Here is a 15607-nt window from a genome sequence, read left to right on the forward strand (position 1 = left end):
TTATCTGTTGGTCTGTGGCGCCTTATCCAACTGGCTCGCCAACTGCTGCGCGGTCTGGCGCTGCCACGTCAGATAATCGGTGCCGTCCGGGAGGGTCTCCGTCACGGTCACCACGGGAATGGCGGCGCGGTCGGCGGCGTCGGAGAGCTGCTTGGTGACCGCGGTTTCGGTCTGCGGGTTGTACAACAGCGCGGACACCTGCCGGGTATCGATCAAGTCGAGCATCGCGGCCAGGTCGGCAGGCGACGGGTCGGTGTCCTCCTCGATCGCGTTCGAGAAGCCCTCCGGGGTCTTGTCCGCGATACCTGCGTTCATCAGCAGGTAGTGCGCGACGGGCTCGGTCGCCACCACGGAGGTGCCGGGGTGTTGCTGGCCGATCGAACGCTCCAGGGTCAGGATCTCGTCGGCCTTGGCGCCGAATGCCGCGGCGTTGGCACGGTAGGTGTCGGCGTGGGCGGTGTCGATCGCTGACAGCCGGTCGGCGACCTGTGTCGCGACGGCCTTGGCGGTCGCCGGGTCGTAGAAGACGTGTTCGTTGGCGGGCTCTTGGGCGTTGGGCCGCAGTGCGTACGCATCGACGGTCGGCACGTCCGGGTGGTCTTCGAGCACATGGGAGACCCAGTGGTCGTAGTCGCCGCCGTTGAAGACGACCAGCGACGCGTCGGTGATCGCAGCGGTGTCGGCGGGACTGGCTTCGAACGAGTGCGGGTCGGCGCCGGCGCCGCTCATTATCGACGTCACGGCGGCGTGATCACCGGCGACGGCACTGGCCACGCTGCCCCACACATCGGTGGAGGCGACGACGCTCGCTGCGCCGTGGTCCGGTTGCGACGATTCCTGCTGGGTGCAGCCTGCGGTGCCGATCGCCACCACCACCGCTGTTGCCGCCGCAAAACTCGCTCGCATACTGTTCTCCTAAAGCTAATGAAAACCGTTTCCAATAACTCTAGACCACAGCGTCCCGGGGATGGCAAATCAATCCGCTAACGTCACACCATGTCCAGGAGTCCAGCGCCCCGGCGCCGGGCGACGCTGGCCTCGCTGGCCGCCGAACTGAAGGTTTCGCGGACGACCATCTCCAACGCCTACAACCGGCCCGATCAACTGTCGGCCGACCTCCGCGATCGCGTGCTGGCCACCGCGAAGCAACTGGGCTACCCGGGGCCGGATCCGGTCGCCCGCTCGCTGCGTACCCGCAAGGCCGGGGCCGTCGGCCTCATGATCACCGAACCGCTCAACTACTCGTTCAGCGATCCCGCCGCCCTGGACTTCGTCGCCGGCCTCGCGGAATCCTGCGAAGAGGCGGGCCAGGGACTGCTGCTGGTGGCGATCGGTCCCAATCGGAGCCTCGACGACGGTTCGGCGGCCGTGCTCGCGGCCGGGGTGGACGGCTTCGTGGTGTACTCCGCCTCCGACGACGATCCCTACCTATCGGTGGTGGCGCAACGGCATCTCCCGATCGTCGTCGTGGATCAGCCCAAGGATGTGCCCGGTGCCTCGCGGGTATGCATCGACGATCGTGAAGCCATGCGCCTGCTTGCGGAACATGTTGTGGGCCTTGGGCATCGGCAGATCGGTCTGCTGACCATGCGGCTGGACCGCGATTGGCCGCATGGGGCTAAGCCGGCGCTTGCCGATCCGGAACGCGTCAAGACCCCGCACTTTCACGTGCAGCGTGAGCGCATTCTTGGCGTGCGCGACGCGATGACCGCGGCCGGCCTGGACTCCGACTCGCTGACGGTGGTCGAGAGCTACGAACACCTACCGACATCGGGGGGCGCTGCCGCCGAGGTGGCCCTCGATGCCAACCCGCGCATCACCGCGCTGATGTGCACCGCCGACGTGTTGGCGCTGTCGGCGATGGATTATCTACGGGCACGGGGGATTTACGTGCCGGGGGAGATGACGGTGACGGGTTTCGACGGGGTGCCCGAGGCGCTGCGACGCGGGCTGACGACCGTCGTGCAACCGAGCATGGAGAAGGGTAGGCGCGCGGGACGGTTGCTGCACAACCCGCCGCGTTCCGGCCTGCCGGTGATCGATGTGCTGGACACCGAAGTGGTACGCGGCCGCACGTCGGGTCCGCCTGCCTAGATCTCGGTGATGGGCGGCGTGACCCGCCAGGCATCGAGTGACGGCGTCAACCCGTCGAGCAGCATCGGCAGTTGCGGGACCATCGCCAGCACCGCGACCACAGCGAGACGACTCGCGGCGTCCGTCACGCGCAGCACCCGCTCGTCGACGGCACGCAGGCCCACGTCCGCGGCCGCCGAATCGTAGGCCGCGATACCTTCGGATCCCACCATCGTCAGGTCCGACTCGATCGCGCCCAACGTCGCGAGTTCGAAGTCAGACCACAGTTCGCCGTCAGGGGTGGTGATCATGTTGTAGTACGGGGCATCCCCGTGAATGGGCTGGACGTCGACACCGGGAAAGGTCTGTTCGAAGGTCGGGCGTGAAGTCAGCACGGGCGCGATCACGGCCCATTCGGACTGCGCCCGTTCGAGATCGGCCGCGGACAGTAGATCAGGCATGTGCTCCAGCGCAGCCAGCCCATCGGGGATGTAGGTGCCGAACGGCGTCCAGAATCCGAGCTCACCGTCGTACTCGCGCAATGCGGCATGCAGGCGTGCCGTCTGCTCGATACGGCGCAGGGTATCCGGCTCGGCACCGGAAACCTCCTCGACATACTGCCAGAACGTCATCGAAAACCCTTCGTGCCGAACGGGTTCGCGTGGGACAAGGGGGCTCGGCGGCACCACAGGATGGCCGCGGTCCGCCAGCCACCCCGCCACGTCGAGTTCCGAACGCTGCTGCGCTGTCTGCGTTTCCGGGTCGGCCGAATACGACGGTGGCAGCACGGTGGGAACCCGAACGACGACTGGTGCGGGTGCGAGATGCACGATCACGGAGAACACGTCATAGAGGACGCGCGGCTGCGATACGGGCAGGCCCAGATCCTGACCCGCCGCGGTTGCGGCCGCAACGGCCCTTTCGGTACGAGCCGCCAACTCGTCAGTGCTGAGCACGTGCATGGAGCAAGTAGGCCAACGCTTCTGCGACGTCCTCGGGCGTCTCGATTCGGAAACCCGCCAACGTCTCGCCGGGGCCGACCTTGACGCCGACATCTCCTTCGCGCATCCGAGCGAACGCCTTCTCGTCGGTGACGTCATCACCGAGGAACACCACCGCCGTCGACCCGGTCTGATCGCGCAGGAAGTCGACGGCCTCGCCCTTGTCGGTCTTGATGACCGCGAACTCCAGCACCGACTTGCCCGCGGTCGTATGCGCGGCCCAGTCGGCCGAGGCCTGACGGGCCTCCTCTAGCGCCGCGTCACCGTCGGCGGGACTCGCGTTGCGCACATGAAGCGCGACCGAGGCCGGTTTGGTCTCCACTGCGACACCGGGCCTGCCGGCTGCGATCTCGTTAAGCGTGTGGATGATTCGCGTCAGCAGAGCCTCGTCGATGTCGTGGGCGAAGCCGGTGTCGAACTCGGCGCCGTGACTGCCGACCAGATGGACTGTCGCCGGCATCCCGGACAGCGTCCGCAGCACGCCGAGAGCGCGCCCGGACACCAGGGCCACTTCGGTGGCGGGGAGCGAGGCAAGCGCATTCAGTGCATCCGCGGCGGCGGGTAGCATCCGTGCCTCGGCGGGGTCACTGACGATGGGCGCGAGCGTGCCGTCGAAGTCGCAGGTGACGAGTAGCCGGGGAGTGCGGGAGATCGAGTCGAGCGCGCGTTGCAATTCGACCGGGAGCACGCCTAGATCTTAGGGTGCTCGCCGTCACCGATCAGCAGCCGCACAGCGAGGTCGAGCCGCTTGGCGACGTCGGTCGCCGATGCCCGTCGCGTCAGCCACGCCAGCAGGTTCGACAACCAGACATCGGAGATGACGCGCGCGATGTGGTACTGGTCCTCGGTCGGTTCACCGTCGCTCATCGCGCGGGCGAACATCGAGTCCATCAGCTTGCCGACGTGATCAACCTCACCGGCCGCCGACGCGTCGGCGAACACGAACGCTCGCGTCATGGCCTCGGTCAGCAGCGGATTGCGCTGCATCGCGCGGTTGAGCTTGCCGACCATGATGTTCAGCCGCTGGTATGGGGTCCCACCGGACAACGCCGCGCGGTCGGTTTTGGCGTCGATGCGCTCGAACTCGCGGCCCAAGGCGGACACCAGCAGATGGACCTTGGATGGGAAGTATCGGTACAGCGTGCCGACGGCGACATCAGCACGCTCTGCGACCGCACGCATCTGAACAGCCTCGTAGCCACCCTTTGACGCGATGGCCAGGGTGGCGTCCAGGATCCGCTTGCGGCGTTCCCGCTGCGCTTCGGATCCGAGTTCGGACTCGGCCAGTACTGCCACGTTCATCACCTGGCGTGGTCGCGACTCCGACCCCGCCCCCGGGTTTGGTTGTGACAGGCCGGACATCGGATCGAGGCGCTCCTTCATCGTGCGTATCGGTGGAAAACGATACGCATACCGAACTCCATTTTCTCACTTCAGCACCTTCGCGGCACCGATGTGTCCTGCTGGTATGGCGGTCGACTTGACGGTCGATCGCTGGCACTATTAGAACACGTTCTAGTGGGAAGCATGGACTTCTCGCCCAAACGCTAGGAGCAGACGGTGTCAGCCACTATCACCGACGAGCAGTTTGCCGCGCGCGAACTGGTCCGTAGCTGGGCAGCTGCAACCAGCGCCGCCGAGGCCGCACGCGAGGTAGAGCAGGGCCAGCCGGACGCGTGGCGGGTCGCCTACGACGGATTGGCCCAGCTGGGGATCTTCGGTGTCGCACTCTCCGAGGAACAAGGCGGCGCAGACGGCACCGTCGAGGATCTGTGCGCGATGGTCGACGAAGCAGCGGCCGCCCTGGTTCCGGGCCCGGTTGCGACGACGGCGCTGGCCACTTTGCTGGTCGAGCAGTCGGACGTGCTGGAGTTGCTGATCACCGGCGAGCGCGTTGCCGGCGTTGCACTGACAGCCGACGTGGAATTCGAAGGCGACCGGGCGTCCGGCACCGCTGATTACGTACTTGGTGCCGATCCCGCAGGGGTGCTGCTGCTACCCGCCGGAGATTCCGTTGTGCTGGTCGACGCCGCGGCTGACGGCGTCACGGTCGAACTTCTGACCCCCACCGATTTCTCGCGGCCACTGGGGCGCGTCGTGCTGGACTCTGCGCCCGCGCAGCAGCTGTCCGCGTCGAGGCAACGTTTCGTCGACGTGGCAGCAACGGTGGCGGCCGCCGAAGCCGCCGGCCTGGCGCGCTGGGCGCTGCAGACCGCGACGGAGTACGCGAAGGTTCGCGAGCAGTTCGGCAAGCCCATCGGCAGTTTCCAGGCCATCAAGCACATGTGCGCCGAGATGCTGTTGCGTTCCGAGCAGGCTTCGGTGGCCGCGGCTGACGCGGCCCGAGCGGTGTCCGAGGCCGACGAGCGACAGCTCTCCATCGCCGTGGCGGTGGCCGCGACCGCGGGCATCGACGCCGCGAAGGCGAACGCGAAGGACTGCATTCAGGTGCTCGGCGGCATCGGGATCACCTGGGAGCACGATGCGCATCTGTATCTGCGGCGCGCGTACGGCATCGCGCACTTCCTGGGCGGCGCCGAAAAGTGGCTGCGTCGCATCGCGACACTCACCCAGCAGGGAGTGCGCCGCGATCTGCGTATCGATCTTGAATCGGTAGAGCACCTGCGTCCCGAAATCGCTTCTGCGGTAGCAGAAGTCGCCGCGCAGCCGACCGAGAAGCGACAGATCGCCCTGGCCGGCGCGGGGCTGCTGGCGCCGCACTGGCCCCGCCCGCACGGCCGCGAGGCCGGCCCGGCGGAGCAGTTACTCATCGACCAGGAACTCGCCAAGGCCGAGGTCGTCCGGCCCGACCTGGTGATCGGATGGTGGGCGGTGCCGACGATCCTCGAGCACGGCAGCCCGGAGCAGATCGAGCAATTCGTCCCCGCCACACTGCGAGGCGACTTCATCTGGTGTCAGCTGTTCAGCGAGCCTGGTGCGGGGTCGGACCTGGCGGCGCTGAGGACCAAAGCGGTGCGAACCGACGGCGGCTGGAATCTCACCGGCCAGAAGGTGTGGACGTCCGCGGCGCACAAGGCGGCATGGGGTGTGTGCCTGGCGCGGACCGATCCCGACGCGCCCAAGCACAAGGGCATCACCTATTTCCTCATCGATATGAAATCGCCGGGCATCGACATCCGGCCGCTGCGCGAGATCACCGGCGACAACCTGTTCAACGAGGTGTTCTTCGACGAGGTCTTCGTGCCCGACGAGATGGTGGTGGGACCGGTCAACGACGGCTGGCGGCTGGCGCGAACGACACTGGCCAACGAGCGGGTCGCGATGTCTCACGGCACCGCGCTGGGGAATCCGATGGAGGAGTTGCTCCGCACGGTCGCTGACCTCGAACTCGATTCGACCGGCCAGCATCACCTCGGCGAGATGATCCTTGCCGCCCAGGTGGGGTCGCTGTTGGACCGCAAGATCGCGGAACTGGCTGTGGGAGGCCAGGATCCGGGTCCGCAGGCCAGCGCACGCAAGCTGATCGGTGTGCGGTACCGCCAAGGCCTCGCTGAACTCCGGATGGAGCTCTCCGAGGGTGCGGGCGTCGTCGACAACAAAACCGTGTTCGACTTCCTGAACACCCGCTGCCTGACGATCGCGGGCGGCACCGAGCAGATTCTGCTCACCATGGCAGGTGAGCGTCTACTGGGTCTTCCGCGCTAGCTGAAGGCGGCCTGTGCGCAGGCGTTGGGTGACGTGAGGTTGACGCCGGCATACACCACCTGGATGTAGGAACACACGATCAGCGGGACGTCGGTCTTGGGCCGACCGGTGTACGCGTCGATGGGCCATGCGACCCCGCGAAGGGTGACCCTGTCCGGCGGTCCGCCACCGAAGTAGACCGTCGATATCTCGTTGTCGGTCAGCGACTTGAAAATCCGGGTGTTCGGTGTTTCGACATTCGAATTGATGTACATATGACGATCCATCGAGCGCAGCGTCACGTTCTGCCGGGCCCACAGATCACCGGGGAAGCCGATGACACCCTGCGGCGTGCGCAGGTTTGCGACGGTGTCGAACAAGCATCTCGCCTCGGCCGTAATGCAATTCGCCGTCACACGCATCTCGAGTGTGTCGACCGGGTTGACCGGGATCGAGGAGTTCGCCGTGTCGAGCGCGGCCGACGACGGCGCCGTCGGTGTGATGAATGCCAGTGTCAGCAATGTCGCCGAGATCGCCACGAACGCGCCGGTCAACCGCTTAATCACAGAGGTGCTCCCTTCGGTGCGCGAATCGTAGCCTGAGCGTTACTCGTCGTACGTGACTTCGACCGAATCGGATCCCGGCAGTGCCTGGCAGCCGAGAATCAGGCCTTCGTCGAGGTCGGACTGCTCGAGCACGTCGTTGATTTCCATCTCGACGTCGCCGCTCTTCTTCAGCACTGCGCAGGCGCCGCAGTGGCCCTCCCGGCAGGAGAACGGCGCATCGAGGCCCTTGTCGAGCAGCACATCGAGCAGCTTCGCCTTGCGTGGCCACGTGATCTCATGCTTCTCACCGTCGAGGGTGACGATTGCGGTGGCCGGTCCCTGGTCGCCGTCGTCTGAGTCATCGATGACCACCGCCGCGAAGGGATCGGAGTCCAGTGACTTGAACACCTCGATGTGGATGCGTTCCGCGCCGACGGCCTTGAGCGCTTCCTCGGCCGCGACCATGAACGGACCCGGACCACAGATATACGCATCGTGGCCGGAATACGGCTCGGCCAGGCCGGCCAGCGCCGCGGCGCTCGGCAGCCCCTGCACGCTCACGAGCCAGTGCACGACGGTCAGCCGATCCGGGTACTTGGCCGCGAGCTCGCGCAGGGCGGGGCCGAAGATCACCGAGTTCTCGTCCTGATTGGCATAAACCAGCACGACCTTGCCGCTACCCTCGGCCAGCGCTGATTTGCAGATCGACATCATCGGCGTGATTCCGCTGCCGGCGCCCAACAGCAGGAAGTCGGTGTCCAGCGTCTTGGGGACGAAAGTGCCCGAGGGCGCCAGGACATGCATCTTCATGCCGGCATGCGCGTTGTCGCACAGCCAGTTCGAGGCGTAGCCGTCCTCGGTGCGCTTGACGGTCACGGTCAACGGGTCGCCGGTGAAGGGCGAACTGCACAGCGAGTAGCAGCGGGCGACCGAGCCGGTGCGATCGCTGGGTATCCGCAGCGTCAGGAACTGACCGGGTGAGTAACGCAACCGGTCAGCGGGGATGTCAGGAGCGTCGGGGCCGTCAGGGACGCCGAACACCAGCGAGCGCGCGTCGGTGGTCTCCTCGACGACGTCGGTCAGCTGCAGCTCGAGCACGTGGCTACCGAGCGGCTCGTCCGTCACCGTGCACCCTTCCTCATGTAGAAATCCGGGCCAATAACTAGAACAGGTTACAGAAACGTATGTGCCCAGGTCCAGCCCCCGCAGGTATGCCCTTCTCGACACAAATCGTAACGTGTTCTAATCTTCATCTAGGCTCATACTCCCGGGAGGCAATCCAGTGACGTCTATTGAACAGCGTGACGTGCAGTCGGTCCTAGCCGGCATCGACGATCTGCTGCCTCGGATTAGCAAACGGGCGCAGGCGACCGAGGATCTGCGCCGCCTGCCCGACGAGTCCGTCGCCGAACTCAACGAGGTCGGGTTCTTCAAGCTTCTGCAGCCCGAGCAGTGGGGCGGCCTGCAGTGCGATCCGACGGTCTTCTACGAAGCCGTCCGCCGCATCGCCAGCGCCTGCGGTTCGACCGGGTGGGTCAGTTCGATCATCGGCGTGCACAACTGGCACCTCGCGTTGTTCGACCAGCAGGCCCAGGAAGACGTGTGGGGCGAAGATCCGACGACCCGGATCTCATCGTCGTATGCGCCGATGGGGGCTGGCACCGTCGTCGACGGCGGTTACCTCGTCAACGGCTCATGGAACTGGTCATCGGGATGTGACCACGCCACGTGGACATTCGCCGGTGGCCCGGTGATCAAGGACGGCAAACCGGTCGACTTCGGCAGTTTCCTGATGCCGCTCGGGGACTACACGATCGATGATGTCTGGCATGTCGTCGGGCTCAAGGGCACCGGAAGTAACACGCTGGTGGTCAAGGACGTGTTCGTTCCGCGTCATCGCTTCCTGTCCTACAAGTCGATGAACGACCGTACTGCGGGTGGTCTCACCACCAACACCGCGCCGGTGTACAAGATGCCTTGGGGCACAGTGCATCCCACGACCATCTCGGCGCCGATCGTCGGCATGGCGTATGGCGCCTACGATGCCCACGTCGAGCATCAGGGCAAGCGCGTTCGCGCCGCGTTCGCGGGCGAGAAGGCCAAGGACGACCCGTTCGCTAAAGTTCGGATCGCCGAGGCGGCCAGTGACATCGACGCCGCGTGGCGGCAGCTGATCGGCAATGTCGGCGACGAGTACGCGCTGTTGCAGGCGGGCCAGGAGATTCCGTTCGAGCTGCGCGCCCGCGCCCGCCGCGACCAGGTCCGCGCCACCGGCCGTGCCATCGCGTCGATCGACCGGCTCTTCGAGGCCTCGGGTGCGACGGCGCTCAACAACGACGCACCGGTGCAACGGTTCTGGCGCGATGCGCACGCAGGCCGCGTGCACGCCGCCAACGACCCCGAACGCGCCTACCTGATCTTCGGGAACAACGAGTTCGGCCTGCCTGCGCAGGACACGATGGTTTAACTGGAAGGACTGATGACCTCCTTCGCTGCCGAAACTGCTCAACAGCAAGAGATCACGTTCGAGTCGACCTCGCGCTTTGCGCAGGTGCGTGATGACATGCGCCTGCACTACCACGAGGCCGGCGTCGGGCACGAGAAGACGATCGTGCTTCTGCACGGCGGCGGACCTGGCGCGTCGAGCTGGTCGAACTTCGGGCGCAACATCGCTGTGCTGGCGCAGCACTTCCACGTCCTTGCGGTGGATCAACCGGGCTACGGGCATTCCGACAAACACGCCGAGCACGAGCAGTACAACCGTTACAGCTCGACCGCACTGCTGAACCTCTTCGACCACCTCGGCATCGAAAGTGCCGACCTGGTGGGCAATTCGCTAGGCGGTGGCACAGCGGTGCGCTTCGCGTTGGACAACGGAAGGCGCGCCGGCCGGCTGGTGCTGATGGGTCCCGGCGGTTTGTCGGTGAACCTCTTCGCACCGGATCCCACCGAGGGGGTGAAGCTGCTTGGCAAGTTCACCGCAGAGCCCACGCGCGAGAACATGGAGAAGTTCCTGCGCATCATGGTCTTCGACCAGAAACTCGTGACGCCGGAGCTGATCGACGAGCGGTTTGCTATCGCGAGTCAGCCTGAATCGCTGGCCGCCGCCCGCGCGATGGGAAAGTCGTTCGCAGGCGCGGACTTCGAACTCGGCATGATGTGGCGCGAGGTATACAAGCTGCGCCAGCGGGTACTTCTCATCTGGGGCCGTGAGGACCGGGTGAACCCGCTCGACGGAGCGCTGGTGGCGCTCAAGCAGATAGCGAAGGTTCAGTTGCATGTGTTCGGACAGTGCGGACACTGGGCCCAGCTGGAGAAGTTCGACGAATTCAACAAGTTGACCATCGACTTCCTGGGAGGTACGTCATGAGTATCAAGTCTCTTGGCTACCTGCGCATCGAATCCACCGACGTCGGCGCCTGGCGCGAGTACGGCCTGAAGGTGCTCGGCATGGTCGAGGGATCCGGTCAGACCGAGGGTGCGCTGTACCTGCGGATGGACGAGTTTCCCGCACGTCTGGTCATCGTCCCCGGTGAGCATGACCGGCTGGTGCAGTCCGGCTGGGAGACGGCCAATGCCGCTGCGCTGCAGGAGATCCGCAACCGCCTCGACATCCATGGCACTCCGTACAAGGAGGCCTCGGCCGCCGAACTCGCTGAGCGCCGCGTCGACGAGATGATCACGTTCGACGACCCCTCCGGCAACACCCTTGAGGTCTTTCACGGGGTCGCCCTGGAACACCGCCGCGTCGTCAGCCCGTACGGCCACAAGTTCATCACCGAGGAACAGGGTCTCGGTCACGTGGTGTTGACCACGCGCGACGACGCGGAAACGCTGCACTTCTACCGCGATGTGCTCGGCTTCTTCCTGCGCGACTCGATGAAGCTGCCTCCGCAACTCGTCGGCAGGCCCGCCGATGGTGCGCCGGCATGGCTGCGCTTCCTCGGCGTGAACCCGCGCCACCACAGCCTGGCCTTCATGCCGGGTGAGACGCCAAGCGGCATCGTGCATCTGATGGTCGAGGTCGGTGAGGCCGATGACGTCGGGCTGTGCCTGGATCGTGCGCTTCGTCGCAAGGTTCCGATGTCGGCCACCCTGGGCCGCCACGTCAACGACAAGATGCTCTCGTTCTACATGAAGACCCCCGGCGGGTTCGACGTCGAATTCGGTTGTGAGGGCCTGCAGGTCACCGACGACGACTGGGTCGCCAGGGAGAGCACCGCCGTCAGTCTGTGGGGTCACGACTTCAGCATCGGCTTCAAGTAGTGGCTGAGCCGATGGACCCCCGCACATTCCGAAATGTGCTGGGGCAGTTCTGCACGGGCATCACCGTCATCACCACCATGCATGACGAGGAGCCGGTCGGCTTTGCGTGTCAGTCGTTCGCCGCGCTGTCGCTCGAACCTCCGCTGGTGCTGTTCTGCCCGACGAAGGTATCGCGATCCTGGAAGGCCATCGAGGCCAGCGGGCGTTTCTGCGTCAACGTGCTGCACGAGAAGCAGAAGGACGTCTCGGCACGCTTCGGATCCAAGGAGCCCGACAAGTTCGCCGGACTCGACTGGCATCCTTCGAAACTCGGATCGCCGATCATCAAGGACACGCTGGCACACATCGACTGCACGGTGCATTCGGTGCATGACGGCGGCGATCACCTGGTGGTGTTCGGGGCCGTGCACTCGCTATCCGACGTGCCGCACAAGAAACCTCGCCCGCTGTTGTTCTACAAGGGGCAGTACACAGGCATCGAGCCGGACAAGAACAGCCCGGCGCACTGGCGCGATGACCTCGAGGCGTTCCTCACGGCCACCACCGACGACACCTGGCTCTAGATGCAGCCCGCCGAGCACGGGTCGAGCGGCGGCAGTAATTCGGGGTTCGGTGCGTTCGGATCGACCGGCAGCTGTGTGGACAGATCGACATTGTGGTCGAGGTCCGGTGCCGACGGGATGATATTGCAGATGAAGCTGAGCGCGAGGTCGCAGGGCGGGCGCCCGGGCTGCGCCTGGGCCGGGGCGGCGAACGCCAACGTCGCGCCCAATCCGATCAGCACAGCGATCGCCACTCTCGTCAGCATCGGCTCAGCCTACAACTCTCGATTCGATGAATTCGACGATTGTCTGGGTCACCTCACGGTGAACGGTCTCGTTGAGGATGTCGTGGCGGGCCCCGGGAAACTCCGTGAGCTGCAACGCCTCGATCTGCTCGGCATAGGCCCGCACGGCCCCCACCGGTGCGATCGCATCGTTGACGCCGTGCACCGCCAACGTCGGCACCGTCAGCTTCGGCAGCTCCGCGCCGAACCTGTCCCACGCCCTGTCGAGCTCGCGGGCGAGCGGCGCACCATCGGCGTCGACGAATGCCAGCGGGTCGTTCTCGAGCGAATCGACATAGAAGGGGTCCGCCGAGAGCCAGCCGGGCTGGAGGTCGAAAGTACTGTCGGCGTCCAGTAGCTCAGGGACCGGTACCAGCGGCGCGCCGGAGATGACGCCGGCCCGGTAGCGGCCGGGCTGGTTCAGCAGCCGGAACAGCGTGACCACCGATCCGTAGGAGTGGCCCTGTGCGATCAACGGCAGATCGGGCTGCGCCCCTTCGGCCAACTCGGTGAGGGTGTCGCCGAGATCGGAGCTGTCTTCGATCGAGCCGAAGTCACCGCGGGCGCCCGGGCTGAGCCCGTGGCCGAAGTGGTCGACCGCCCACAGATCGATGCCAGCGGCGTTGAGCGCGAAGCCGTAGCGGTGATAGACCCCGGTGTGCTCGCCGAAGCCGTGCAGGAAGATGACAGCGGCACGCGGCTCGGCTGCGGCCCAGTGCCGGTAGTACGCGCGGCCCTTGGGATGGTCGATGAACGGCATGGGTTGACGCTAGTCCTTCGGCAATGGACTTAAATTGGAAAGATGCAGCAGCGAGGATTCGGTGATCTCGAGGCGACTGTCATGGAACGTGTCTGGGCTCGCCGATGAGCGTCGGATTGCCTATACGACAGTGCTTTCGACGCGGCCGGCTCACCCGCCGCGGTGTCAGCCACCATGTCGGCGATCGTCAGCGCTCCCGTCGTCGTCAACGTTCTCTGTAATCACTGACGACTACAGCTGCTACACCCCGGCGTTTCCAGCTTTCCACTGCTCCCAGGGGATGTTCCAGTCACCAAGTCCGTCGGTGCCGGGAAGTGTCGGCCCCACAGTGTTGATGACCTCGACGATGTCGCCGCGTTTGGTGGTCTCGTAGAACCACTGGGCGTTCTGCGGACTGACGTTCAGGCATCCGTGGCTGACGTTCGAACGACCTTGGCTGCCAACGGACCACGGTGCGGAATGGACATAGATGCCGCTATAGGACATCTGCGTCGCCCAGTTGACCTCGGTCCGGTAGCCGTCGGGTGAATTGACCGGAACGCCGTAGGTCGACGAGTCCATGACGAGGAAGTAGTGCCTGTCGCCGATGATGTAGGTGCCGTTGTCGGTGGGAGTCTTGTCCTTACCCATGGATATCGGCATGGTCTTGACGGTTTCGCCGTTGATCCGCACAGTCATCGTCTTGGTGGCGTCGTCGGCGGTCGCGATTACCTGGTCGCCAATGGTGAAGTGACTCGTCACGTCGTCCTGTCCGAACAGTCCGTCACCGAGATCGACGCCGTAGGTCTTGACAATCACGGTGACCTTGGTCCCCGGCTTCCAGTATTCGGCTGGGCGCCAGCGGACTTCGCGACTGTTCACCCAGTAGAACGCACCCTCGACCGGAGGCTCTGTCGTCACGGTGATGGCCTGCTGGGCGGCGAAGCGGTTGGGGATGTTCTCGTCGAACCGCACCGCCAGCGGTTGTCCGACGCCCACCACCTCCCCCTCCTTGGGGAACACGTAGGGCATCGTCAGATTCTGGGGCGAGTGGGTTTCGAACGTGGCATTGCTCTGGCTCGCACCGCCGAGACCCAACGCTTCGGCGGTCAGGGTGTACTCCTTGTTGTAGCCAAGCGGTTCTGCCGAACGCCAGGTGAGGCCGTCGGGACTCACCTCGCCCTTGACCATCCGGCCCGCGGCGTTGACCAATGTGACGGGTCCCAGCACGCCGTCTTCGGCATTGACTGTTATCGGTGATTCGACGGGCACTCCGACAGCGCCATCGGTGACCGACGTCTGCAGTTTCGGAACGAGTAGGTCGCCATACGGCGTGCCCTTGTCGATGATCGCCTGCGGCGGTGGCGCAGGCGTCGCGCTGCCACAGGCAGAGAGCCCGACGACGGCGGCGATGGTCACGAGGGTCGCCGTCGTCCACCAGTAGACCCGCCGCATAGGTGTTGTCCCGTCGCTCGTCGAAGCAGTTGAGCCACCATCCTACGTAGCTACTACGTAGATGCAGGTCGGACGTGGTGCGGGTCAACCTAGCCGCCGCCGAGGAGCACGTCGCGCTGTTCGGCCATCCGCTGCGCGATCGCATTCACGACGGCCGCGACCTCAGGTCTGCGCAACGTCTCGGCGCGGGTGACGAGCCAGTACGTCAACCGGACCGCGACCTCGTCGGACAGCACCCGTACGAGATCGTCGTGCCGGTCGGCCATAAAACACGGCAGCAGACCGATTCCCGCCGCCGCACGCGTCGCCTCGACATGGACGAAGACGTTGGTCGAGGTGACGGACTCACGCATGGCGGGGGCGAAGCTGGTGGCGACGTCGAGGTCGTCGACCTGCAGCATCGAGTCGATGAAGTACACCAGCGGATATCGGGCGAGGTCCGCGATACTCGTCGGTGTGCCGTTGTCGACCAGGTAGCCGCGCGCGCCGTACAGGCCGAGGCAGTAGTCGCCGAGCCGGATCGCCTTGGCGCGGTGCACTTTCGGTTCGCCGACCACCACTTCGACGTCTAGGCCGGAGCGTTGCTGGGTGGCGCGCCGGGTCGCGGCGACGATTTCGACCGCGACGTTGGGGTGGTCCCGTTGCACCTGTGCGGCCGCTGGCGCGGCGATGTACGCGGAGAAGCCGTCGGTCGCCGATATCCGGACCACGCCCTCGAGTGCGGGCTGACCAGCGGTGTGGACGCTCAGCGAGCGCACGGCGGATTCGACGGCCTCGGCGGCCGACAGTGCCTCGCGCCCGAGGTCGGTCAACTCCCAGCCGCCGGCGACCCGGGCCAGCACCCGGCCACCGATCGACTGCTCGAGTGCGGCGATACGGCGCGAGATGGTGGTGTGGTTGAGGCCGAGCTCCTCCGCAGCGATGTTGTAGCGGCCCGAACGACCGACGGCGAGCAACACGAGAAGGTCGTCGGCGCTGGGTTTGCGGTCTGATGAGCGAGAAGGCACAGCCATATCTGCATTTTTGCAGATGGTTCCTGCAGTTTTGATCATTGCAG

At 65.5% G+C, this 15607-nt stretch carries 16 protein-coding genes; 6 read left to right on the plus strand and 10 right to left on the minus strand.

Annotation, left to right across the window (positions count from 1 at the left end):
- Entirely contained in the window at positions 1-906 is a 906-nt protein-coding gene (locus CSQ99_RS18830) for a metal ABC transporter solute-binding protein, Zn/Mn family (protein WP_099040531.1), read from the minus strand.
- 90 nt (positions 907-996) lie between these two features.
- Between CSQ99_RS18830 and CSQ99_RS18835 the strand changes: the two genes are divergently transcribed.
- Positions 997-2094 (plus strand): Rv3575c family transcriptional regulator, encoded by a 1098-nt coding sequence (locus CSQ99_RS18835; protein WP_099040532.1) that lies wholly within the window; start codon positions 997-999, stop codon positions 2092-2094.
- Here CSQ99_RS18835 and CSQ99_RS18840 read toward each other — a convergent pair.
- From CSQ99_RS18840 to kstR, 3 genes are read right to left on the minus strand one after another with little or no spacing between them, the layout of a single operon-like run.
- Positions 2091-3029: a phosphotransferase gene (locus tag CSQ99_RS18840; protein ID WP_099040587.1), complete on the minus strand. Its 939-nt coding sequence runs from the start codon at positions 3027-3029 to the stop codon at positions 2091-2093. The genes CSQ99_RS18835 and CSQ99_RS18840 overlap by 4 nt on opposite strands.
- Positions 3016-3762: a trehalose-phosphatase gene (gene otsB / locus CSQ99_RS18845; RefSeq protein ID WP_099040533.1), complete on the minus strand. Its 747-nt coding sequence runs from the start codon at positions 3760-3762 to the stop codon at positions 3016-3018. The genes CSQ99_RS18840 and otsB overlap by 14 nt, the downstream gene beginning before the upstream one ends.
- Positions 3763-3764: 2 nt before the next feature.
- Complete coding sequence (gene kstR, locus CSQ99_RS18850) at positions 3765-4370, minus strand: cholesterol catabolism transcriptional regulator KstR (protein ID WP_176561090.1); 606 nt, start codon at positions 4368-4370, stop codon at positions 3765-3767.
- A gap of 264 nt (positions 4371-4634) precedes the next feature.
- On the opposite strand from kstR, the gene CSQ99_RS18855 reads away from it, so the two are divergent.
- A complete protein-coding gene (locus tag CSQ99_RS18855; protein ID WP_099040534.1) occupies positions 4635-6740 on the plus strand; it encodes an acyl-CoA dehydrogenase family protein in 2106 nt (701 codons plus the stop codon).
- Here CSQ99_RS18855 and CSQ99_RS18860 read toward each other — a convergent pair.
- The gene (locus tag CSQ99_RS18860; protein WP_099040535.1) at positions 6737-7285 is read right to left on the minus strand and encodes a hypothetical protein; all 549 of its coding nucleotides are present in this window, start codon (positions 7283-7285) and stop codon (positions 6737-6739) included. The two genes, CSQ99_RS18855 and CSQ99_RS18860, sit on opposite strands and share 4 nt — an antisense overlap.
- A gap of 39 nt (positions 7286-7324) precedes the next feature.
- On the minus strand, positions 7325-8389 hold the full coding sequence (locus CSQ99_RS18865) for a ferredoxin--NADP reductase (protein ID WP_099040536.1): 1065 nt from the start codon (positions 8387-8389) through the stop codon (positions 7325-7327).
- A 157-nt stretch (positions 8390-8546) separates the two neighbouring features.
- Here CSQ99_RS18865 and hsaA point away from each other — a divergent pair, with 157 nt between their 5' ends.
- From hsaA to hsaB, 4 genes are read left to right on the plus strand one after another with little or no spacing between them, the layout of a single operon-like run.
- Positions 8547-9731 carry a 3-hydroxy-9,10-secoandrosta-1,3,5(10)-triene-9,17-dione monooxygenase oxygenase subunit gene (gene hsaA / locus CSQ99_RS18870; protein WP_099040537.1) on the plus strand — a complete coding sequence of 395 codons (1185 nt, stop codon included), beginning with the start codon at positions 8547-8549 and terminating at the stop codon, positions 9729-9731.
- Between the two features lie 12 nt (positions 9732-9743).
- On the plus strand, positions 9744-10634 hold the full coding sequence (gene hsaD, locus CSQ99_RS18875; protein ID WP_099040538.1) for a 4,5:9,10-diseco-3-hydroxy-5,9,17-trioxoandrosta-1(10),2-diene-4-oate hydrolase: 891 nt from the start codon (positions 9744-9746) through the stop codon (positions 10632-10634).
- Complete coding sequence (gene hsaC / locus CSQ99_RS18880; protein ID WP_099040539.1) at positions 10631-11530, plus strand: iron-dependent extradiol dioxygenase HsaC; 900 nt, start codon at positions 10631-10633, stop codon at positions 11528-11530. Before hsaD ends, hsaC begins: the two co-directional genes overlap by 4 nt.
- Before the next feature lie 11 nt (positions 11531-11541).
- Positions 11542-12093, plus strand: coding sequence for a 3-hydroxy-9,10-secoandrosta-1,3,5(10)-triene-9,17-dione monooxygenase reductase subunit (gene hsaB / locus CSQ99_RS18885; protein WP_099040589.1), 552 nt, complete (start codon positions 11542-11544; stop codon positions 12091-12093).
- Here hsaB and CSQ99_RS18890 read toward each other — a convergent pair.
- From CSQ99_RS18890 to CSQ99_RS18905, 4 genes are all read right to left on the minus strand, one after another.
- Positions 12090-12338, minus strand: a complete 249-nt coding sequence (locus tag CSQ99_RS18890) for a fibronectin-binding protein (protein WP_099040540.1) — start codon at positions 12336-12338, stop codon at positions 12090-12092. The genes hsaB and CSQ99_RS18890 overlap by 4 nt on opposite strands.
- Before the next feature lie 4 nt (positions 12339-12342).
- Positions 12343-13116 carry an alpha/beta fold hydrolase gene (locus CSQ99_RS18895; protein WP_099040541.1) on the minus strand — a complete coding sequence of 258 codons (774 nt, stop codon included), beginning with the start codon at positions 13114-13116 and terminating at the stop codon, positions 12343-12345.
- A 240-nt stretch (positions 13117-13356) separates the two neighbouring features.
- Complete coding sequence (locus CSQ99_RS18900) at positions 13357-14550, minus strand: L,D-transpeptidase (protein ID WP_099040542.1); 1194 nt, start codon at positions 14548-14550, stop codon at positions 13357-13359.
- 89 nt (positions 14551-14639) lie between these two features.
- Positions 14640-15563, minus strand: coding sequence for a LysR family transcriptional regulator (locus CSQ99_RS18905; protein ID WP_176561092.1), 924 nt, complete (start codon positions 15561-15563; stop codon positions 14640-14642).
- Positions 15564-15607 lie beyond the last annotated feature (44 nt).

The organism is Mycobacterium neglectum (assembly GCF_002591975.1).
GTDB classification, from domain to species: Bacteria; Actinomycetota; Actinomycetes; order Mycobacteriales; family Mycobacteriaceae; genus Mycobacterium; species Mycobacterium neglectum.